General features: G+C 46.6%; 20 protein-coding genes. 15 read left to right on the top strand and 5 right to left on the bottom strand.

Features of this window, described 5'->3' with window-relative positions; translation table 11 throughout:
* Nucleotides 1–23 precede the first annotated feature (23 nt).
* Nucleotides 24–665, bottom strand: coding sequence for a DUF2959 domain-containing protein (locus tag FKN16_RS08500; RefSeq protein WP_170902475.1), 642 nt, complete (start codon nucleotides 663–665; stop codon nucleotides 24–26).
* A 302-nt stretch (nucleotides 666–967) separates the two neighbouring features.
* Here FKN16_RS08500 and FKN16_RS08495 point away from each other — a divergent pair, with 302 nt between their 5' ends.
* From FKN16_RS08495 to FKN16_RS08485, 3 genes are all read left to right on the top strand, one after another.
* Entirely contained in the window at nucleotides 968–1,912 is a 945-nt protein-coding gene (locus FKN16_RS08495; protein ID WP_170902474.1) for a virulence factor BrkB family protein, read from the top strand.
* Entirely contained in the window at nucleotides 1,884–2,318 is a 435-nt protein-coding gene (gene dtd / locus FKN16_RS08490) for a D-aminoacyl-tRNA deacylase (protein ID WP_170902473.1), read from the top strand. The genes FKN16_RS08495 and dtd overlap by 29 nt, the downstream gene beginning before the upstream one ends.
* A gap of 106 nt (nucleotides 2,319–2,424) precedes the next feature.
* On the top strand, nucleotides 2,425–3,342 hold the full coding sequence (locus FKN16_RS08485; protein ID WP_005395003.1) for a bifunctional GNAT family N-acetyltransferase/hotdog fold thioesterase: 918 nt from the start codon (nucleotides 2,425–2,427) through the stop codon (nucleotides 3,340–3,342).
* 13 nt (nucleotides 3,343–3,355) lie between these two features.
* On the opposite strand, the gene FKN16_RS08480 is transcribed toward FKN16_RS08485, so the two are convergent.
* The 4 genes from FKN16_RS08480 to hslR form a co-directional block, all read right to left on the bottom strand.
* On the bottom strand, nucleotides 3,356–5,449 hold the full coding sequence (locus FKN16_RS08480) for an AsmA family protein (RefSeq protein WP_170902472.1): 2,094 nt from the start codon (nucleotides 5,447–5,449) through the stop codon (nucleotides 3,356–3,358).
* A gap of 192 nt (nucleotides 5,450–5,641) precedes the next feature.
* Nucleotides 5,642–7,270: a phosphoenolpyruvate carboxykinase (ATP) gene (gene pckA / locus FKN16_RS08475; RefSeq protein ID WP_170902471.1), complete on the bottom strand. Its 1,629-nt coding sequence runs from the start codon at nucleotides 7,268–7,270 to the stop codon at nucleotides 5,642–5,644.
* Nucleotides 7,271–7,607: 337 nt separating this feature from the next.
* A complete protein-coding gene (gene hslO, locus FKN16_RS08470) occupies nucleotides 7,608–8,483 on the bottom strand; it encodes an Hsp33 family molecular chaperone HslO (protein ID WP_170902470.1) in 876 nt (291 codons plus the stop codon).
* A 31-nt stretch (nucleotides 8,484–8,514) separates the two neighbouring features.
* A complete protein-coding gene (gene hslR, locus FKN16_RS08465) occupies nucleotides 8,515–8,901 on the bottom strand; it encodes a ribosome-associated heat shock protein Hsp15 (protein ID WP_031780440.1) in 387 nt (128 codons plus the stop codon).
* 253 nt (nucleotides 8,902–9,154) lie between these two features.
* Between hslR and gspC the strand changes: the two genes are divergently transcribed.
* The 12 genes from gspC to FKN16_RS08405 are packed head-to-tail and all read left to right on the top strand — an operon-like array spanning nucleotide 9,155 to nucleotide 20,464.
* Nucleotides 9,155–10,078, top strand: a complete 924-nt coding sequence (gene gspC / locus FKN16_RS08460; RefSeq protein WP_170902469.1) for a type II secretion system protein GspC — start codon at nucleotides 9,155–9,157, stop codon at nucleotides 10,076–10,078.
* Nucleotides 10,079–10,114: 36 nt separating this feature from the next.
* Nucleotides 10,115–12,133: a type II secretion system secretin GspD gene (gspD, locus tag FKN16_RS08455; RefSeq protein ID WP_005394995.1), complete on the top strand. Its 2,019-nt coding sequence runs from the start codon at nucleotides 10,115–10,117 to the stop codon at nucleotides 12,131–12,133.
* Entirely contained in the window at nucleotides 12,133–13,635 is a 1,503-nt protein-coding gene (gene gspE, locus FKN16_RS08450; RefSeq protein WP_005394994.1) for a type II secretion system ATPase GspE, read from the top strand. The genes gspD and gspE overlap by 1 nt, the downstream gene beginning before the upstream one ends.
* Entirely contained in the window at nucleotides 13,635–14,852 is a 1,218-nt protein-coding gene (gene gspF / locus FKN16_RS08445) for a type II secretion system inner membrane protein GspF (RefSeq protein ID WP_005394987.1), read from the top strand. Before gspE ends, gspF begins: the two co-directional genes overlap by 1 nt.
* Before the next feature lie 59 nt (nucleotides 14,853–14,911).
* Nucleotides 14,912–15,355 carry a type II secretion system major pseudopilin GspG gene (gene gspG, locus FKN16_RS08440; protein ID WP_005394985.1) on the top strand — a complete coding sequence of 148 codons (444 nt, stop codon included), beginning with the start codon at nucleotides 14,912–14,914 and terminating at the stop codon, nucleotides 15,353–15,355.
* Between the two features lie 30 nt (nucleotides 15,356–15,385).
* Nucleotides 15,386–15,988, top strand: a complete 603-nt coding sequence (gene gspH / locus FKN16_RS08435) for a type II secretion system minor pseudopilin GspH (RefSeq protein ID WP_124007329.1) — start codon at nucleotides 15,386–15,388, stop codon at nucleotides 15,986–15,988.
* Nucleotides 15,975–16,364, top strand: a complete 390-nt coding sequence (gene gspI / locus FKN16_RS08430; RefSeq protein WP_170902468.1) for a type II secretion system minor pseudopilin GspI — start codon at nucleotides 15,975–15,977, stop codon at nucleotides 16,362–16,364. The genes gspH and gspI overlap by 14 nt, the downstream gene beginning before the upstream one ends.
* Nucleotides 16,351–17,028: a type II secretion system minor pseudopilin GspJ gene (gspJ, locus tag FKN16_RS08425; protein WP_170902467.1), complete on the top strand. Its 678-nt coding sequence runs from the start codon at nucleotides 16,351–16,353 to the stop codon at nucleotides 17,026–17,028. Before gspI ends, gspJ begins: the two co-directional genes overlap by 14 nt.
* Nucleotides 17,021–18,031 carry a type II secretion system minor pseudopilin GspK gene (gspK, locus tag FKN16_RS08420; protein ID WP_139060255.1) on the top strand — a complete coding sequence of 337 codons (1,011 nt, stop codon included), beginning with the start codon at nucleotides 17,021–17,023 and terminating at the stop codon, nucleotides 18,029–18,031. The genes gspJ and gspK overlap by 8 nt, the downstream gene beginning before the upstream one ends.
* Nucleotides 18,000–19,202, top strand: a complete 1,203-nt coding sequence (gspL, locus tag FKN16_RS08415) for a type II secretion system protein GspL (RefSeq protein ID WP_170902466.1) — start codon at nucleotides 18,000–18,002, stop codon at nucleotides 19,200–19,202. Before gspK ends, gspL begins: the two co-directional genes overlap by 32 nt.
* A 7-nt stretch (nucleotides 19,203–19,209) precedes the next feature.
* Entirely contained in the window at nucleotides 19,210–19,701 is a 492-nt protein-coding gene (locus tag FKN16_RS08410; protein ID WP_085343383.1) for a type II secretion system protein M, read from the top strand.
* 1 nt (nucleotide 19,702) lies between these two features.
* Nucleotides 19,703–20,464: a type II secretion system protein N gene (locus FKN16_RS08405; RefSeq protein WP_054867791.1), complete on the top strand. Its 762-nt coding sequence runs from the start codon at nucleotides 19,703–19,705 to the stop codon at nucleotides 20,462–20,464.
* Nucleotides 20,465–20,625: the final 161 nt, after the last annotated feature.

Genomic DNA, 20,625 nt, shown 5'->3' with positions numbered 1-20,625 from the left:
CGCTAGGAGGAGGTTTGAATCATTTACTTTTGATTGAGCTTTTGCAGGAATTTATCAGACTCTGCAATCGCTTCGTTCATCTGTTTGATGGCAAACTGAATGTCTTTCTCTAGACTAGAAAATTCACCTTGTAGAGAGCCAATCGCACTCGCGTTAAGGTTGTGTTTCAAGTACAACGTGTTGTCGCGCAGTGTATTTAGTACAGGAGTCATCTTTTTCTCCGCACGCTTCATTGCGCTAAGCATGGTTTTGTACGAAGCTTTGGTTTCACGTAGCTTTTTTTCGCTTGAACGGCGCAATTTCGCGCTCGAGTACAACTCTAGTTCGTCTTGCCATTCATTAAATAGTGCGCCGGAAACGTCTTCAATCGCAGCAATGCGGTCACGAACGTCTTGCGCCGCTTTTTCGCTGTCTTCGTACTTGTCATTGATTTTGTTGTAGACACTTTCTAGCTCACCACCATCAAAATTAGTGATCGCAGATAAGGCTTCGAGCGCACTGGTGAATTCTTCTTGTGCATCTTGTTGAGATTCTTTGGCATCTTTAACGCGGTCGACCATAATATCTCGTTTATGGTACCCAACTTGCTCCATCGCTGAGTAATAAGCAGATTGACACCCTGTTAAAGTGAAAATTGATAGTACAATTGCTAATAAATAAGGCATTCTTATGTCCTCGACAATAGGGTCTGCCGACCTTTTGTGGTTGTTTTTTTGTTCGATATAAAAGCGTTTTAATCGCGGCGAGAGGGTTGTAGCATAGTCATTCTAAGCAAAACGCCTCTCAACAAAGAGTAAAACGCTTCTAGACGAACCCTTCGGGCAGCGCTTGTGGTTTCTTTCTACTGCGTTATCGGCTTCTCTGGTAGGTTAACTACAATTCAAAGCCTCTGCCTTGTATAAAGAACCCACAAACTGCTGCAAAAATCAGCTCAAAAGGTCAACAGACCCTTATTATGGGATGAACTATGAACCAGTTATCAGAGAGTTACAAGGTAAGATTAATCAATCTACTGCCAAGTTGCGTCGCGTTTTTTAAGTATCTTCTTAAGCGATTAACGCATGATCGCGTCAATGTGAACGCGGGCTATCTTGCCTACATTACCTTGTTATCCATCGTGCCAATGCTGACGGTATTGTTATCAATATTGTCGAAATTTCCCGTTTTTGCGAACGTCGGTGAGGTGTTGCAAGGCTACATTATTGAGAATTTTGTTCCGGCATCTGGGGAAGCTGTACATACGGCATTGCAGGAATTTGTGGCGAATACGGGCAAAATGAGCGCGGTTGGCGGTGGGTTTTTATTCATTGCTGCAGTCATGCTGATTTCGAACATTGATAAGAACTTAAACTACATTTGGCGAGTTAAAGATAAGCGCCGTTTAGTCTTTTCATTCTCTATGTATTGGATGGTACTCACGTTAGGGCCGATCATGGTCGGTGCGAGTATCGCGGCGACATCGTACGTGACCTCACTGCAAATTTTAGAGAACGAGACATTATCTGGTGCGTTTAATCTGTTTTTACGTTGGTTACCGCTGTTGTTGTCTTTTTTCGCTTTCCTTGGCTTATATATTCTGGTGCCGAATAAAAAAGTGCACCTGGCTCATGGCGCGATGGGGGCAGCAGTCGCTGCGATACTGTTCGAATTAAGTAAAAAGGGCTTTGCACTCTACATCACGCAGTTCCCATCTTATCAGCTCATTTACGGCGCGTTAGCCGCGATTCCTATCTTGTTTGTTTGGGTGTATTTATGCTGGATGATCGTGTTATTGGGTGCGGAAGTCACAGCTGCGCTTGGTGAGCGAGAGCACTGGAGTGAAGATTTAGACATGATACACTCGACCGCTGAATCTCAGTTAACAGATGAAGGAAGCGAGAGTAGTGATAGCGCTAATTCAACGAGTCAGTGAAGCTGCCGTCCGTGTGGATGGTGAAGTCGTAGGGGAAATTGATCGTGGTCTGCTGGTCTTATTAGGAGTAGAGAAAGACGACGATGAGGCCAAAGCAAAACGCTTGATGGAGCGTGTTACGACCTACCGCGTGTTCGAAGATGATGAAGGTAAGATGAACCTGAACGTCAAACAGGTAGAAGGCAAAGTGCTGGTGGTTTCTCAATTTACGTTACCTGCGGATACAAAAAAAGGCACTCGTGCTGGCTTTTCTCGCGGCGCGCATCCTGATGATGCTGAGCGCTTGTATGATTACTTTTCTGATTTGTGTGAACAAGTTTTGCCCACACAGCGTGGCCGCTTCGCTGCCGATATGAAAGTGTCCTTGGTGAATGACGGTCCGGTGACGTTTTGGTTGCAGGTCTAGTCTGGTAACACCGGTGCCATAGTCTAAGCTTTAACTCCAAGCTCATGGAATTGGCTTGGAGTGATTTTTCCGACATTTATTAGTGTTGTGCTTTCAAAGGATTGATATGTTCAAACTCATTACTCCCAAAACCGATAATCAGATAAACAAGTATTATCAGTTTCGCTGGCAACTGCTTCGTGAGCCATGGCGTATGCCAATTGGCTCTGAACGCGATGAATACGATGAAATGAGCCATCACCGTATGATTGTTGATGGTCGAGGGCGTCCTATGGCGATCGGTCGTTTATACATTACGCCGGATAATGATGGCCAAATCCGCTATATGGCGGTTAAAAATAATCGCCGTAGTAAGGGGATGGGCTCGCTGGTTCTGGTCGCGCTAGAGTCGTTAGCACGCCAAGAAGGGGCGAAGCGCTTGGTGTGTAATGCCCGTGAAGATGCCATCGCATTTTACGAGAAAAATGGCTTTGAGCGTCGTGGTGAACTGACCGACGAGCGCGGCCCTGTGCGTCACCAGCAAATGGTGAAACCATTGGATCCGATGGCGAATGTGTTGCGTCGCCCAGAATGGTGCACTGAACTTCAGCAGCGCTGGGAGCAACAGATCCCAATTAGCGACAAAATGGGGATAAAAATTAACCAGTACACGGGTTACCAGTTTGAATGCTGCGCGCAACTTAATCCAAACCTTAATCCGCATAACACCATGTTTGCGGGGTCGGCTTTTACTTTAGCTACATTGACGGGGTGGGGTATGACGTGGCTGCTGCTTAAAGAGCGCGGTTTGCATGGTGATATTGTGTTGGCCGACAGCTCGATTCGTTATCGTCAACCAGTCGAACAAAACCCTGTGGCAAGTACTTCGTTGGATGGGATCAGTGGTGACCTAGATCGATTGGAGTCAGGGCGCAAAGCACGCATCGTCATTCACGTGGTGATTTATAGTGGCGACACGCCAGCCGTAGATTTTGTTGGTACCTATATGCTGATACCGAACTATTCGCAATTACTCAGTTGTTAATTGAGAGGGCGCCTTACTGATCTGTAGGGCGCTTATCTGTTTCTTTTTCTCGCTCTGTCGGTGGGAGGATTTGTTCCTCTGTGGTGGGATCAGTGACAGATGCTTCGTCTTCTTCGACAATTTCTTCGGAAAGCTCTTCCTCTTGAATCTCCACATTGACGTTATCGATCACAGTTGGCTGCTCAATGGATGATTCATGTGTTTGTGGAGTACTTTCAACATCAGCCGGTTCTTTTGGAGCTGGTGCTTTTAAACACTCATTATGATGGATTTCGCCACTGAGTAGATCGCCTTCAACGCTCCCGCACGAGTCCTTCCATTGATAAACAATGCCATTTAGCGGGTTGTTGGCCATATCAAACTCGCCCCAAACCCTACCACTCATAGCTTTCCCTGAAATGGTGACTGGTTCTATGGCGACTTTCCCTCGTTGCGCGCTTAAACGCAGCGGACTTAAGGTAATGGCTTTGAGCGAATGATTCGCTTGGGATTTAAAACGGGTATCTCGTAGGTTGGCTTCCACTTCACCCGATAAGCTGTAGGCCAGCATGTTGCGATCACCTGATAATCCTTGTAGAGCGAGGCTGAGATCGGAAAAACCATCAATAGCCAGTGTGTCGGGTAAATAATCGTGGAAGAGTGATAAGGGAATGCCATCGGCATTGAGGTTGAGTGCCCAAGGCTGGCTCGGAGTTCTTAGGTCTATCTGTCCGATGCCTTCTACGTAGCCTTGCTCGAGTGGTGCAAAAAGGCGTGTCAGTTTCCAAAAGCCATTCTCACTTTGCATGGCAAGTGCAGCATGAGACGTGAGCACTTGGTTATAACTGGCGTTGACAACGCTAGCTTCCAGATCGCCATGCCAAAGGCCCCAACGTTGATTGACCTGTTTAAGATCAAGCTGCTTCCCTTCGATGTTTAAACCGGAGAACTGCCAATAAGGTTCGTGAGATAGCTGAATGATTTGGCTGCGCTCGATGTCGAGTCGTTGGATTGTGACATGATCTAACTTACTGATGGCGGCGTGCCACCAGTTTTGGTTATCTTCAGGTTGTATTGCCCACTTGAGGCCTTGAATGGAGGCTTCTTCGAGTTGCCATTGCGTTCGAGTGAACACCCCAGAGACCTGCACTCGACCTTGCTGCCAATCTAAGCTGAGCTCGTTGAGTTGGATTTTTTCAGGCTTGATAACAGCACTTAAACGTGGCTCTATTGCGGTTTGCTGTTGGAATCGGACGCTATCCGCCTGCAATGAAACTTGAGCCGTTGTCTCCCAGAGAGACAGTGGCAGTGTGGCGTTTTCTACGGAGAGCTCTAAGTTTTGCCAGTGCCAATCGCCCCATTCAATATCGGCGTTCAGTAAGTCTAAGCTATTAATGTGATTAATCTTGAATGGTATTGCTTGCCAAGGCTTAGCAAGCAGTGATTGGAGCTGGGTATCATTGAGTTGCAACTTATTGATGGTCACATTCACTAAAGACCAGCCTTGTGGATACTGCTCGCCTTGCCCTGAAATTTGACTGTTACGCCAGTTAAATGAGGTGCCATAGAGCGTACTGTCTTGCGGTTTGTAGTCCATGTCGACCAAGACCTGATTAAAGGCTTCGCCATTCCAATAGATCTGGTCGGCTGCAAGTTGAACCTCGCCATATGGTATTAACTGGTCATTCCATTGTGGTGATTGAATTTGAAGGTCAATGCCATTACCAGAAAACTGCTCGTCGGCGTAATCAATATTTTTGAGCGCGATTTGATGGAATAAAACGTTATCTAAAGGCGGGAGCTTTGGCGCGCCATACTGCAAATTAAGTCCATCAATCAATAAGCTATCAACGATCCATTTACCATCGCGATAAACATCGGGATTCATCCATAAATCGACTTGCTCGATATAAGAAGCGTCGTCTACGTTTGTGTTCACACCCTGTAAAGTTAGGTGGTAGGGAAAATCGTAACGCACGCTTTCTGCTTGAAAGGGCAAGGAAATGCTGTTTGATAGCAGACGCCAAGTTGCATCGGCGTAAGATGTTGTTAACAGCGCAATCATAGTGGCCGGAATGGCAACTAAGATAACCAGTAACAGAATTAGAACTCGACGCGCTGTTTTCATCCCTGCTAGAACCTACGTTTGCAATTAAATAAAACTAGATAGGCTTTAGCTTGTATCAATATTCTGCGGTATTCAATAAAAAGCCCTTCAAAAGAGGGGCTTGAAGCGGTTTTTTGTAACTTGGTCTACGTAAAAGTGATAAGTGGCTGCCCACTTATCACTGTGGTTTACGCGACGTCGTTGTTACTCGACTTAATCAATCTGAGGGCCAGCGGCAACCAGAGATTTACCTTCCGCATTGTCCGTGTATTTATCAAAGTTATTGATAAAGCGTTCAGCCAAGTCTTTCGCTTTGCTTTCCCACTGAAGTGGATCAACGTACGTGTCACGAGGGTCTAGAATGCTTGGATCCACACCTGGTAGTGAAGTCGGTACTTCAAGATTGAAGATAGGAATGTGCTTAGTTGGTGCATCTTCAATCGAACCATCAAGAATCGCATCAATAATTCCGCGCGTATCTTGAATCGAGATACGTTTGCCAGTGCCGTTCCAACCTGTGTTCACTAGGTAAGCCTCAGCGCCTGCTGCTTCCATACGTTTAACCAGTACTTCTGCGTATTTAGTTGGGTGAAGCGTTAGGAACGCCGCGCCAAAACATGCAGAGAAGGTTGGCGTTGGCTCAGTAATACCACGCTCTGTTCCTGCCAGTTTTGCAGTAAAGCCAGATAGGAAGTGGTACTTCGTTTGCTCAGGTGTCAATTTAGACACTGGAGGTAGCACACCAAATGCGTCCGCCGATAGGAAGATCACTTTATTCGCGTGATCGCCTTTTGATACTGGCTTAACGATGTTGTCGATATGGTAGATAGGGTAAGAAACACGTGTGTTTTCTGTTTTCGAACCATCATCAAAGTCGATAGAACCATCGCTACGTACCGTTACGTTTTCTAGCAGTGCATCACGGCGAATTGCGTTGTAGATGTCTGGCTCCGCTTCTTTCGATAGCTTGATGGTTTTCGCGTAACAACCACCTTCGAAGTTGAAGACGCCGTCATCATCCCAACCGTGCTCATCATCACCAATTAGCGCACGTTTAGGGTCAGTTGATAGTGTGGTTTTACCGGTACCAGAGAGACCAAAGAATACCGCTACGTCGCCATCTTTGCCCATGTTAGCGCTACAGTGCATTGATGCGATGTCTTTTAGAGGAAGGAAGTAGTTCATCATCGCGAACATGCCTTTCTTCATCTCACCGCCGTACCAAGTACCACCGATAAGTTGCATGCGCTCGGTTAGGTTAAATACGGTGAAGTTTTCTGAGTTCAGACCTTGCTCTTCCCATTTTGGGTTAGTGCATTTTGCGCCATTCATTACCACGAAGTCTGGTTCAAATGTTGCCAATTCTTCTTCCGTTGGGCGGATAAACATGTTTTTAACGAAGTGCGCTTGCCATGCGACTTCCGTGATAACACGAATGCTCAAACGCGTATCTGGGTTTGCACCACAGTAACCGTCAACAACAAACAAACGTTTGTTAGAAAGCTGGTTTGTGACCAGTTCTTTCAGCTCGTCCCACACTTCTGGAGTGATTGGTTTGTTGTCATTTTTTACTTGATCAGACGTCCACCACATATGCTCTTCTGTCGTAGCGTCTTTGACGATGTATTTATCTTTTGGTGAGCGACCAGTAAAGATGCCAGTGTCAACGGCAACCGCACCTAGTTCAGTAACCACGCCACGCTCATAACCAGTTAGGTCTTCACGCGTTTCTTCCTCAAACAACATTTCGTAGCTAGGGTTGCGAATAACCTCTTTAACGTTATGCAGTCCGTGCTTGGTTAGATCAAGTGTTGCAGCCTTAGTATGTTCCATAACGGTCATAGGTGCTCCTTATAAGGATTTTTGTAGGGATTTTGTAAGAATGTTTTAATTTTAATCTGCTCACCATGCTAGCAACGGGGCGGGGAGAAAACAGGGAGATAGCTCAAAATTTATCCATGATTTCAATAAGGTTTTAGGTAACCCGTCACATATTGGTGGGAATAGTTTATCGTGCACGCAATCCTTTGCGCTAGGGCAAAATCATTATTAATTGTTTAAAATTAAGCAGTTGTTTTATTACGCTTGAAGCGAGGCATTACGAGGGGTAGATCACAAAAATGCCAGCATTAAGCTGGCATTTTGTAGGGTAAATTACGTGCTTGATAAGCTATGTAAATTAATGAAGGGTTTTCTTGTCCGCAGAAGCTTGTGCATATAGCTCGGTGACTTCTGCTTCGTCGAACGTATAGGTCGTGCCACAGTAATCACAATGTAAAGAAACGGATCCTACTTCAGCCAAAATGTCATAAATTTCAGCTTTCTCAACGGTGATGATAGCGGCACCACTACGATCACGAGAACAGCCACAATGGAATTCGACAGGTTGCGGTTCGTAAAGGCGCACTTTGTCTTGGTTATATAGGCGGTATAGTAGTTCGTTAGCTTCTAGACCAAATAGCTCTTCATCTTTTACCGTGTCAGTCAGTTGCTCTAGATGCTCGAAATCATCTGGTGAACCAGTGCCATCAGGGATTACTTGAATCAACATACCTGCTGCGTGGGCTTTACCTTCATGCTCGCCCGTGCGGATCCATAGGCGCGTTTTTAGCTGCTCTGAGTTTGCGAAGTAGCCTTCTAGTACGTCGGCTAGAGTATCACCTTCTAATCCAACAACACCTTGGTAACGCTCACCGTTTTTCGGTTCGATAGTGATAACGAGGTAACCTTTACCCATGAGATCGTGGAGGCTTGCATCATCGGCAATATCGCCTTCCCAGCGAGCCACGCCACGAACGCGTTGCTTGTGGTCACCGTTGATAACGGCAAGAGATACAGGGCCGTCGCCTTGTAGCTGAATGGTGATTGAGCCTTCGAACTTAAGAGTGGCAGTTAAAAGAGTGGTTGAAGCGAGTAGCTCACCCAGCAGTTTCTCTATTGCTGCCGGATATTCCTTGCTGGAGATAACACGTTGGTACGCTTCATCCAATTGTACCAACTCGCCACGTACTGAAAGATCTTCGAATAGGTAGCGGTTTAAAACATTATTTGCCATGGAGTGCTTTCCTCGTTGGTAATTCCGGCTTTTATTGGTGTTTGAACTTAATGATGTCTCTGCGCTGCTTTTTATCTGGGCGGCGTTCTGGACTTGGGTTGTGGGCATTAAGCTTACGTTGAGTCGCGTGTTCCTCACGTTTCGCTATACTTTCATTAGTTTCGCGATACAAGGTCTGTGCGATGGGAGCGCCTCGGCGTTGATCAGAAATTTTTTCGATGATCACCGTTTTTTCTTCGTTGCCTTGACGAAGTCTTACTTCGGCGCCCACTTCAACGATTTTACTCGGTTTGCTTCGTTGGCCATTATAGTGGACTTTACCACCATCGACCATGTTACGAGCGATAGAGCGGGTTTTATAAAATCTTGCGGCCCATAGCCATTTATCTAGCCTAACGGCTTCATTTAGGGAACTCATAGAACACTACGCTATCTAATCACTGCCCGAATATGGCAATGAGTGATGGATTATTCACCTACAGATGGAGTCAAGGCGTATTTTTTTCAAGGGAGTTGGCAAAAACTGCATAAGAAAAAGGTATGAAAGACAACTTGTGATATAGTTCACTGCTCTTTGTTGAGTAATAATTTTATTGCAAATTTAGCAATTTAAAGTCGATAGCTATTGTTATAGCTTACATGACGAACGTTAGAATAAAGGAATCCATTCAGTGAAACGTTTAGAGCTAAGTGCAGGATTATCAAGCAGACCGCTACTGGCTCAGATCAAGTCCAATAATTATACAATTCAAGCCAAACTTAGCTTGTTGCTCACCTGTCTGTTTATTGCGATAACCGGATGGGTACTTGGCAAAATTGTATGGTTAGCCATACCTCAATCGTCGGAAGTGCCGCAATGGCGTCCATCGACGAGCAGCGTTGTTGCGAGCAATAAAGGCGACGCGATAGATTTTAATGCCCTTCAGAATGCCAACCTATTCGGTAAATTCACTGAACAAAAGCCTGCAGTTGTAGAACAACCTGTTGTTAAAGACGCTCCTAAGACGCGCCTTAACCTTACACTGGTTGGCGCGGTTGCAAGCAGTGATGCGAATACCAGCCTTGCTGTCATTGCCAACCGTGGCAAGCAAGCAACGTATGGTTTAGGTGAAGAAATTGAAGGTACGCGTGCGACACTAAAAGCCGTATTAGTGGATCGCGTCATCATTGATAACCAAGGTCGAGACGAGACCTTAATGATGCAGGGTATAGAATATAAGAAGCTATCTGAATCGCCGCAGATAGCCAGAGCCCAATCTCAACGAGCAGAATCAACGTCTGACGTTGGAGAAAAATTAGAGCAAATCCGAGAGGAAATTGCGAAAAATCCACAAAGCGTTTTCAAATACATCACCATTTCACCCGTCAAAAGAGACGGGGGCATTGTTGGTTATCGAGTGTCACCTGGTCGTGATGCCGCGCTGTTTAATGATGTGGGTCTAGAACCTGGTGATATTGCGGTGCAACTTAACGGGATCGATTTAAGCGACCCGTCTTCTTCAGTACAACTGATGCAAGTGATGAGCGATCCGCAAGAATTAAATTTAACTGTTGAGCGCGACGGCCAACAGTACGATATCTATATCCAATTGTAAGACTTAGGCAACCGGCGTAAGTTCAGGGAGACATACGTGAAACATTGGTTCAGCAAAAGTGCCTGGCTACTAGCAGGAAGTTTACTCTGCGTCCCAGGTGCAATAGCAAACGAATTTAGTGCCAGCTTTAAAGGCACTGATATTCAAGAATTCATCAACATAGTGGGTCGTAATCTCGAAAAGACCATCATTGTTGACCCTTCAGTGCGCGGTAAAATCGATGTCCGCAGCTATGACGTGCTTAACGAAGAGCAATACTACAGCTTTTTCCTTAACGTACTCGAAGTATACGGCTACGCCGTCGTAGAAATGGACAACGGTGTACTTAAGGTTATCAAAGCGAAAGACTCAAAAACGTCAGCAATCCCTGTATTAGGTGATGGCAGCGCGCAAGGCGATAGCGTTATCACTCGAGTTGTTGCGGTGCGTAATGTGTCGGTTCGTGAGTTGTCTCCTCTACTTCGTCAACTGATTGATAATGCTGGTGCTGGTAACGTAGTTCACTACGATCCAGCGAACATCATCTTAATCACAGGTCGTGCGGCGGTCGTAAATCGCTTAGCAGAAATCATTAAGCGTGTTGACCAAGCGGGTGATAAAGAAATTGAGCTGGTGGAACTGCGCAATGCTTCTGCTGCTGAAATGGTGCGTATTGTTGAAGCACTGAATAAAAGCACCAATCAGAAGAGCACGCCTGAGTTCCTTGAGCCTAAAATTGTTGCCGATGAACGCACCAATGCGATTTTGATTTCTGGCGACCCTAAAGTACGTGCGCGTCTGAAGCGATTGATTCGTCAACTTGACGTTGAAATGGCGACCAAAGGTAATAACCGCGTGGTTTACCTGAAGAACGCGAAAGCTGAAGATTTGGTGGATGTATTAAAAGGTGTCTCCGATAACCTACAAGCTGAAAAGCAAGTCGGCCAGAAAGCCTCAGGTGCCCAGCGTGGTGAAGTGGTGATTGCTGCGCACGCAGCGACCAACGCCTTAGTATTAACGGCTCCACCAGATATCATGAATGCGCTACAAGATGTTATTGCTCAGCTTGATATTCGTCGTGCTCAAGTCTTGATTGAGGCGCTGATCGTTGAAATGTCAGAAGGTGACGGCATTAACTTAGGTGTTCAGTGGGGCTCACTGGAAACCGGTGCGGTGATTCAGTACGGTAACTCTGGTGCACCGATTGGTCAGGTAATGGTTGGTCTAGAAGAAGCAAAAGATCAAACTCGAACTGAATACTACACAAATGCGAATGGCGAACGAACGCCATATGATGTTACTGAATCTGGTGACTATTCTACTCTTGCATCAGCACTGAGCGGTGTTAACGGCGCTGCGATGAGCATCGTGATGGGTGACTGGACTGCTTTGGTCAGTGCAGTAGCGACCGACTCCAACTCAAACATTCTATCTTCTCCAAGTATCACTGTAATGGATAATGGTGAAGCATCATTTATTGTTGGTGAAGAAGTGCCTGTTATCACAGGCTCTACGGCTGGCTCAAACAACGACAATCCATTCCAAACGGTTGATCGTAAAGAAGTGGGCATCAAGCTTAAGGTTGTGCCACAAATTAACGAAGGTGACTCTGTTCAGTTAAATATCGAGCAAGAAGTGTCCAATGTGTTGGGTGCAAACGGTGCGGTTGACGTTCGATTTGCTAAGCGTCAGCTAAATACCTCAGTCATGATCCAAGATGGTCAGATGCTGGTTCTTGGTGGTTTGGTTGATGAACGTGCACTTGAAAGTGAGTCAAAAGTACCGCTACTGGGTGACATCCCAGTGCTTGGTCATTTGTTCAAATCAACCAGCACGCAAACAGAAAAGCGTAACTTGATGGTGTTCATCAAGCCGACGATTATTCGTGATGGTATGACCGCAGACGGCATTACACAGCGCAAATACAACTTTATTCGCGCAGAGCAACTCTACAAAGCGGATCAAGGATTGAAGTTGATGGCTGACGAGAAGATCCCAGTCATGCCAGCCTTTGGCCAGGAGCGTCAGCACCCAACCGAGATCCAAGCGTTTATTGATCAAATGGAAAACAACTAATGGTTGATATGTTAGACACAGCGCCAAGTATGCGTCGTCTGCCATTCAGTTTTGCCAATCGCTTTAAACTGGTGCTGGAGACAGAGCATCCTGAGCGTCCGCCCATTCTTTACTATGTCGAGCCGCTCAACCCAGCGGCTCTGGTCGAAGTCCGTCGTGTGCTGAAGAAAAGCTTCGTGCCGCAACCTATCGATAAAGAAGCCTTCGATAAAAAGTTAACCGAAGCTTATCAGCGTGACTCGTCTGAAGCGCGTCAATTGATGGAAGACATCGGTGCCGATAGCGACGACTTTTTCTCATTGGCTGAAGAGCTGCCGCATGATGAAGACTTACTAGAGTCAGAAGACGATGCACCAATCATTAAGTTGATCAATGCGATGTTGGGTGAAGCGATCAAAGAAGGGGCGTCGGATATTCACATCGAAACTTTCGAGAAAACCCTTTCGATTCGTTTCCGTGTCGATGGCGTATTGCGTGAAGTGCTCACTCCAAGTCGTAAGCTTGCACCACTGTTAGTGTCGCGAGTGAAGGTCATGGCGAAGCTGGATATTGCAGAAAAGCGTGTACCTCAAGATGGTCGTATCTCACTGCGTATTGGTGGTCGTGCGGTTGATGTGCGTGTTTCTACAATGCCGTCGTCACATGGTGAGCGAGTAGTTATGCGTCTGTTGGATAAAAACGCGACGCGCCTCGATTTGCATAGCTTAGGTATGACGCCTTCCGTGCACGACAATTTCCGTCATCTTATTCAGCGTCCTCACGGTATTATCTTGGTCACCGGCCCGACGGGTTCTGGTAAGTCGACGACTTTGTACGCTGGCTTGCAAGAGATCAACAGTAACGAACGCAATATCTTAACGGTTGAAGACCCGATCGAATTTGACATTGATGGCATCGGTCAGACTCAGGTGAACCCGAAGGTCGACATGACTTTTGCGCGTGGCTTGCGTGCTATTCTGCGTCAGGACCCTGACGTGGTGATGGTCGGTGAGATCCGTGACTTAGAAACCGCACAAATTGCAGTGCAAGCGTCCTTAACGGGTCACTTAGTAATGTCGACCCTTCACACCAACACCGCTGTTGGTGCGATCACGCGTCTACGCGATATGGGCATTGAACCATTCCTTATTTCTTCATCGTTATTGGGTGTGTTAGCACAGCGCTTGGTTCGTACGCTTTGCCCGAGTTGCAAAGAACCGTATGAAGCCGATGCTGAACAGAAGAAACTGTTTGGTATGGAAGCGCATGAACCACTAGAGCTACACCGTGCTAAAGGCTGTGAAGCGTGTAACCAAAAAGGCTACCGAGGTCGAACAGGTATCCACGAGCTCATTATGGTCGATGAGCAAGTGCAAGAATTGATTCACCGAGAATCTGGTGAGCAAGAAATTGAGAGAGCCGTTCGCGCCCATACGCCAAGTATTCGCAGTGATGGTCTAAGCAAAGTACGTCGTGGTATTACGTCACTTGAAGAAGTGATGCGAGTGACGAAGGAAACCTAATGGCGGCATTTGAGTACAAAGCGCTAGATGCAAAAGGCAAGCATAAAAAAGGCACGATAGAAGGGGACAACGCCCGACAAGTACGCCAGCGACTCAAAGAGCAAGGGATGATCCCGATTGAAGTGGTCGAGACGAAAGCTAAATCGGCTAAGTCTTCAGGCTCAGTCAGCTTTAAGCGCGGCATCTCAACATCTGAGCTGGCACTAATCACACGTCAATTGTCCACGTTAGTCCAATCAGGTATGCCTTTGGAAGAATGTTTGCGTGCTGTCTCTGAGCAGGCTGAAAAGCCGAGAATTCGTTCTATGCTGGCTGCGGTTCGCTCGAAAGTAACCGAGGGTTATCCGCTCGCCGACAGCTTTGCTGATTACCCCCACGTGTTTGATGAGCTCTATCGCTCCATGGTTGCGGCGGGTGAAAAGTCAGGCCATCTTGATACGGTATTAGAGCGTTTGGCGGACTACGTCGAAAACCGTCAGAAGATGCGTTCCAAACTGCTTCAAGCCATGATCTACCCGGTGGTTTTGGTGGTGTTTGCGGTTGTTATTGTTTCTTTCTTATTAGCGACAGTGGTACCCAAAATCATTGAGCCAATCATTCAGATGGGACAAGAGTTACCTCAGTCAACGCAGTTCTTACTGGCAGCCAGTGAGTTTGTGCAAGATTGGGGGCTTATCATCTTCGTCGTGCTGGTGGTGTTTTTCTATGGGCTCAAACTGGCGTTGCAAAAACCAGACTTTCGCTTAGCTTGGGATAGAAAAATCTTGAGTCTACCGCTATTGGGCAAAATCTCTCGAGGTTTGAATACCGCACGATTCGCACGAACACTTTCGATTTGTACTTCCAGTGCGATTCCAATTCTAGAAGGCATGCGTGTCGCGGTGGATGTTATGTCTAATCGCTATGTGAAGCAGCAAGTGTTACTTGCTGCAGATAACGTTCGAGAAGGTGCCAGCCTGCGTAAGGCGTTAGATCAAACTCGTCTGTTTCCACCAATGATGCTACACATGATCGCCAGTGGTGAGCAAAGTGGTGAATTGGAGAGCATGTTGACGCGTGCTGCCGATAACCAAGATCAAAACTTTGAATCTACAGTCAATATTGCGTTAGGCGTATTCACTCCGGCATTAATTGCCTTAATGGCTGGATTAGTGTTGTTCATTGTGATGGCGACCTTGATGCCAATGCTAGAAATGAATAACTTGATGAGCGGATAAATTCGAATTAAGACGTGTCTACTTACGGCATGGCTTGAATCTAACTTTCGGAGAAAAAAATGAAATTTAAACGTAGTAAACAACACGGTTTCACACTTTTAGAAGTGATGGTTGTTGTCGTTATCCTTGGTATTTTGGCAAGTTTCGTTGTTCCAAACCTATTGGGTAACAAAGAGAAGGCTGACCAACAAAAAGCGATTACGGACATCGTAGCGCTGGAAAATGCCCTAGATATGTACAAGTTGGATAACAGCGTTTACCCAACGACAGACCAAGGCCTGGAAGCATTAGTTAGCAAGCCTTCTAACCCAGAGCCTCGCAACTACCGTGATGGCGGTTACATCAAACGTCTTCCTAATGACCCTTGGGGTAACCAGTACCAGTACCTAAGCCCAGGCGATAACGGTACGATTGACATCTTCACTCTAGGCGCAGATGGCCAAGAGGGTGGAGAAGGTCCAGCTGCAGATATTGGCAACTGGAACATGCAAGATTTCCAATAAATAGAGCCTAAGCCAGCACTAATGAAGCAAATGCGAAAACACAACGGTTTTACATTGATAGAAATTCTATTGGTGCTGGTTTTGCTATCCCTCACGGCAGTGGCCGTGATCACGACATTACCGACCAGCCAAAAAGATCTTTCCAAACAGTATGCTCAAAGCTTTTTTCAGCGTTTACAGCTACTTAACGAAGAGGCCGTACTAAGCGGTAAAGACTTTGGCGTTCGAGTGGATGACGCTAAATCAACGTACGCTCTACTGAGTTTGACCGCGGAAGGTTGGCAGCCTCTGGAGTTAAAGCAGATTCCGAGCAAAACCAAGTTGGAAGATGACATTACGCTACTGCTCGAACTAGGTGGCGGTGCTTGGGATAATGATGATCGCTTATTCAAACCGGGCTCTCTTTTTGATGAAGACATGTTTGCTGAAGAAGAAGACGACGAAAAGAAAGTTAAGCCACCGCAAGTGTTTATCTTCTCCAGTGCAGAAGTTACGCCATTTACTCTGTCTTTTTTTCCGCAAAATGGTGACGCCTTTAATGACGGGTGGCGAGTCATCGGCAAAGAAAGTGGACAAATCTTGTTACTAGCGCCGGGCGAAGAAGTGAAAGAGGATGAGAATGCGCAATTCTAAGCAAGCTCGCCCACATTGGAGTCCTCGCCGGACGAGAGGCATGACACTACTGGAAGTATTGGTCGCACTGGCTATTTTCGCCACCGCTGCCATCAGCGTCATTCGCTCGGTGAGCCAGCATATTAATACGATCAGTTATTTAGAAGAAAAAATGTTTGCAGCCATGGTTGTGGATAATCAGATGGCCAACGTGATGTTGAGTACCAGTGAACTTAAAGTAAAGAACGGCACAGAAGAGCTGGCTGGGCGCACTTGGTACTGGAAAATCACGCCTGTTGCCACCACGCAGCCATTGCTGAAAGCATTTGATGTGAGCGTCGCGCTCGAGAAAAACGCGAGCCCAGTCGTGACGGTACGAAGTTATGTGGCGCAATAAGAATCCACGCGCAAGTAAGCGCCAACTGGTAAAAGGTTTTACACTTATTGAAGTGTTGGTCTCGATTGCCATCTTTGCCAGTTTAAGTGTCGCCGCGTATCAAGTGGTATCGCAAGTGCAGCGCAGCAATGCACTATCACAAGAGAGAACTCAGCGCTTAAATGAAATTCAGCGCGCCATGGTGATGATGGATAATGACTTTCGTCAAATGGCGATGCGCCAAACGCGGACAAATGGTGAAGAGCCCGCGAGCCAACTGATTTTTTGGTCAGATTACTTGCTCGACTCCGACACTAAAGGGCTAATGTTTGCTCGCTTAGGATGGCACAATCCTCAACAGCAGTTTCCCCGAGGGGAGATCACTAAGGTTGGCTATCGTTTAAAAGAAGAAACATTACAACGAGTATGGTGGCGCTACCCTGACACGCCAGTGGGTCAACAAGGCATCGTTACCCCATTGCTGACGCAGGTCGAATCGTTTGATATGCGTTTTTACGATGGTAAACAATGGAAAAAAGAGTGGGATGATGAAAAATCGCTACCGAAAGCGGTTTCTGTGATCCTTACTCTAAAAGATTATGGAGAGATTGCCCGCACCTATCTGACTCCTGATGGCACATTGAGTCAGAAAGAAGGAAGTTCAGGAGGCAGCAATAATGGTTAATCGTCAGCGTGGTGTCGCTTTGATTATTGTGCTGATGTTACTGGCGATTATGGCGACAGTTGCCGCCAGTATGTCGGAGCGTTTGTTTTTGCAGTTTCAGCGGGGCGCCAATCAAGTTAACTACCAGCAAGCGTATTGGTATAGCCTTGGGGTAGAGGCGTTGGCAAAAGTCGGTATCGAGCAAAGCTACAAAGACACCGATACGATCAATATGAGTCAGCCGTGGGCAATAAAAGAACAAGTCTATCCGCTAGATTATGGTCAAGCGGCGGGACGAATTAGAGACAAACAAGCGTGCTTTAACCTCAATGTATTGAGCCGTGTGCAACCGACGGGACAGCAAATCGCAAGACCGTATTTAGTCAATGTGCTGCAGCGTTTATTGGAAGAATCGGATGTTGAATCGTACCAGGCAGAAATCATTGCAGACTCTACCTGGGAATACATTGATGCTGATGACACCGTTCGCTCCACAACCGGGGTCGAAGACAGCACATATGAAGCGATGAAACCCGCGTATTTAGCGTCAAATGGCTGGATGGCAGATGCTTCCGAGTTACGGGCTGTCTATCAGGTGAGTGGTGAAATTTTCCAAAAATTGGAACCGCTGGTCTGTGCATTACCAAGTGATGACTGGCGTTTAAACGTAAATACGATTGAAGTCGAGCAAGCTCCGATTTTGGTGGCAATGTTCTCACCAAACTTAAGCAGTAGTGATGCGATTCAGCTAATTGAAAAACGCCCATTTGATGGGTGGGATAGCATTGATGAATTTTTAGCAGAGTCAGAAATGGCTGGCTTAAGTGAAGATGTAAAGAAAAACGCCAAAGGCTATTTGGGTGTGGATAGCGCCTTTTTTGAATTGGATGCACAAGTGTTGGTGGATGAATCACGTGTACGTATCCGAAGCCTTTTGCAAAGTACAAATAGAGAGACGGTGACCGTAGTTCGCCGTCGTTTTGGAGGGATCAGTGAGCGAGTTTCTGACCGTTCGGCTGAGTAGCGAACAACAAAGTACCATTCCTTGGGTGGTGTGGTCGACAGATCAACAGGAAGTGATTGCCAGCGGTGAAATCGCCGGATGGGAACACTTAGATGAGTTGATCTCTTATGCAGGTCAGCGCCAAGTTGTGGCGCTATTGGCGAGTAATGATGTGGTCTTGACGCAAGTGGATATACCGCCAGGCGCAACACGTCAGTTCGACGCGATGTTACCGTACCTCGTGGAAGATGAAGTCGCGCAGGACGTTGATGGCCTTCACTTTACCGTGTTAGGTAAACAAGCGGATAAAGCGCAAGTGTGCGCTGTTGAACGCGCTTGGATTCAGACCGTATTGCAGCGTTTTTCAAGCCAAGGCATCACCATCAAACGCATCTTGCCAGATGTGCTTGCGTTACCTGCTCAGGGAGAGCATAGCAGTGCCGCGATGCTTGGTGATCAATGGTTGATTCGTCACTCAGCGACAGAGGGTGCGGTTGTCGATGCTTCTTGGTTAGACCTTTACCTCTCTTCTTATCTACAAAATCATGAAGGTTGGAAGCTCGATTGCTATAGCTCAGTCCCTGAATCTGCGTTACCTGAAGTATGGGAGCCGCAGCCAGAGGAAATGACCATGGGGTTACTGGCGAAGGGGGTGACAGAAAGCAAAGTCAATTTGCTGACCGGGATCTTCAAGCCTAAATCTTCTTGGGGTAAATACTGGAAGCTCTGGCAAAAAGCCACCATTGCTGCGGGCGTGCTTATCGTCGTCATGGTTGCGCAGCAGTTGCTCGTGGTCCACAAGTACGAAGCACAAGCTCAAGCGTATCGTGAGGAGAGTGAGCGTATTTTTCGCCAGGTGTTCCCGAATAAACGACGAATTCCTACCGTTAGTTATCTCAAACGACAAATGGATGATGAAGAGCGCCGCTTATCTGGTGGTGGCGGTCAGCAGGCGATGTTGTCTTGGTTGGCGGCACTGCCCGCGACACTTGGTCAGGTCAGCGATTTGGAAATCACCAGCTTTAAATATGATGGTCAACGTGGCGAAGTGCGAATTCAAGCTCGCAGTTCAGACTTCCAACCTTTTGAGCAGGCTCGTGTGAAATTGGCAGAGAAGTTTAATGTTGAGCAAGGACAGCTGAACCGTAGCGATAACGTTGTGGTTGGCAGCTTTGTTTTGAAGCGTTTGTGAGGTGATGATGAAAAACTTAATTTCTCAAGCTCAGGTTTGGTGGAGCAGCATCTCACAGCGTGAGCAGCGTTTGGTCATGGGATGTGGCGCTATTGCCGTTATTGGCATTATTTATTGGGGGTTGCTACAGCCAATGAGCCAACGTGCGGAGCTAGCTCAATCACGTATTCAAAGTGAAAAACAGTTGCTGGCTTGGGTACAAGATAAAGCGGATGGCATCACTGCACTGCGCAAAAGCAGCGGTGTGAGCTACTCTAGTCAACCGTTGAATCAACTGGTTTCTTCTTCAGCCCGTCGTTATAAAGTTGAGTTGATTCGAGTACAACCTCGCAATGAGAGTGTTCAGGTGTGGATCAAACCACTCGCGTTTAATCAGCTGGTGGATTGGTTACGTTACTTGAAAGAGCAACAGGGTATTGAAGTCGAATTTTTAGATATCGACCGAACGGATCAAGCGGGCATGATTGATGTGAACCGCCTTCAGTTTAAGCGAGGTTAAGGTGAAGCGAGCAGTACTTTACGTTGTTATCTTTATCGTCTTTTTTTCAGTCAGTCTTTTAATGGGATTACCCGTTTCTTGGGTGTTACAGCAAGCACCAACCGTGAGAGGACTAGACATTCAGGGTGCCAATGGCTCTGTATGGCAAGGTCAAGCTTCTAGTGTTCGTTGGCAGCGCCAGAACCTTGGAGAAGTTAATTGGGATTTCCAATGGTCGAGTCTACTAACTGGTAAAGCTGAGTTTGCCGTACGCTTTGGTCGTGGTAGTGAAATGGACGTTCGTGGTCGCGGTTTTGTTGGTTATAGCTTGAGTGGTGGTCCTTATGCCAAAAACTTAGTTGCCTCGATTCCGGCAGTAAAAGTTGTAGAGCAAGCTCGTCTCCCTGTGCCTGTCGGCGTTGATGGGCAACTTGAGTTAAATATTCGTCATGCGACTTATGCCGCGCCTTGGTGTAAGAATGGTGAAGGCACTTTGGTATGGAATGCCAGTGGTATTCAAAGCCCTGTTGGTAGCCTTGAACTCGGCCCTGTGATTGCCGATCTAAACTGTCAGGACAGTGTGTTGACAGCGACTGGTGAGCAAAGCAGTAAACAAGTCTCAGCGGCGTTCTCAGCAGAGCTTATGCCTAATCAGCGATACTCAACCAAAGCCTGGTTTAAACCAGGAGCTGAGTTCCCATCCAGCATGAGTGAGCAACTGAAATGGTTGGGCAAGCCGAATCCCCAAGGTCAATACGAGTTTAATTACCAAGGTCGCTTCTAACCTATCGTGACAAAAACCAAAATTCTCAAAGAGCTGCGATTGTGCAGCTCTTTTTGCTTTTGGATCATAGTAGGCGAAACCCTCTATTCGCTGTACAAAGATCGTGGTGATAATAGGATGTAATTATAAGGTTATGATTCTAAGGGGTTTATTTTCTTGTG

Origin of the sequence: Vibrio sp. 11-4(1) (assembly GCF_013048625.1) — a bacterium.
Classification (GTDB): Bacteria; Pseudomonadota; Gammaproteobacteria; order Enterobacterales; family Vibrionaceae; genus Vibrio; species Vibrio diabolicus.
This window is presented reverse-complemented; position numbering and strand designations above follow the sequence as displayed.

Bases quoted from the DNA above. Each gene is read 5' to 3' on its own strand.
- FKN16_RS08500 (WP_170902475.1), bottom strand. From the start codon at position 665: ATGCCTTATTTATTAGCAATTGTACTATCAATTTTCACTTTAACAGGG.
- FKN16_RS08495 (WP_170902474.1), top strand. From the start codon at position 968: ATGAACCAGTTATCAGAGAGTTACAAGGTAAGATTAATCAATCTACTG.
- FKN16_RS08485 (WP_005395003.1), top strand. From the start codon at position 2,425: ATGTTCAAACTCATTACTCCCAAAACCGATAATCAGATAAACAAGTAT.
- FKN16_RS08480 (WP_170902472.1), bottom strand. From the start codon at position 5,449: ATGAAAACAGCGCGTCGAGTTCTAATTCTGTTACTGGTTATCTTAGTT.
- pckA (WP_170902471.1), bottom strand. From the start codon at position 7,270: ATGACCGTTATGGAACATACTAAGGCTGCAACACTTGATCTAACCAAG.
- hslO (WP_170902470.1), bottom strand. From the start codon at position 8,483: ATGGCAAATAATGTTTTAAACCGCTACCTATTCGAAGATCTTTCAGTA.
- hslR (WP_031780440.1), bottom strand. From the start codon at position 8,901: ATGAGTTCCCTAAATGAAGCCGTTAGGCTAGATAAATGGCTATGGGCC.
- gspE (WP_005394994.1), top strand. From the start codon at position 12,133: ATGGTTGATATGTTAGACACAGCGCCAAGTATGCGTCGTCTGCCATTC.
- gspF (WP_005394987.1), top strand. From the start codon at position 13,635: ATGGCGGCATTTGAGTACAAAGCGCTAGATGCAAAAGGCAAGCATAAA.
- gspG (WP_005394985.1), top strand. From the start codon at position 14,912: ATGAAATTTAAACGTAGTAAACAACACGGTTTCACACTTTTAGAAGTG.
- gspH (WP_124007329.1), top strand. From the start codon at position 15,386: ATGCGAAAACACAACGGTTTTACATTGATAGAAATTCTATTGGTGCTG.
- gspI (WP_170902468.1), top strand. From the start codon at position 15,975: ATGCGCAATTCTAAGCAAGCTCGCCCACATTGGAGTCCTCGCCGGACG.
- gspJ (WP_170902467.1), top strand. From the start codon at position 16,351: ATGTGGCGCAATAAGAATCCACGCGCAAGTAAGCGCCAACTGGTAAAA.
- gspK (WP_139060255.1), top strand. From the start codon at position 17,021: ATGGTTAATCGTCAGCGTGGTGTCGCTTTGATTATTGTGCTGATGTTA.
- FKN16_RS08410 (WP_085343383.1), top strand. From the start codon at position 19,210: ATGAAAAACTTAATTTCTCAAGCTCAGGTTTGGTGGAGCAGCATCTCA.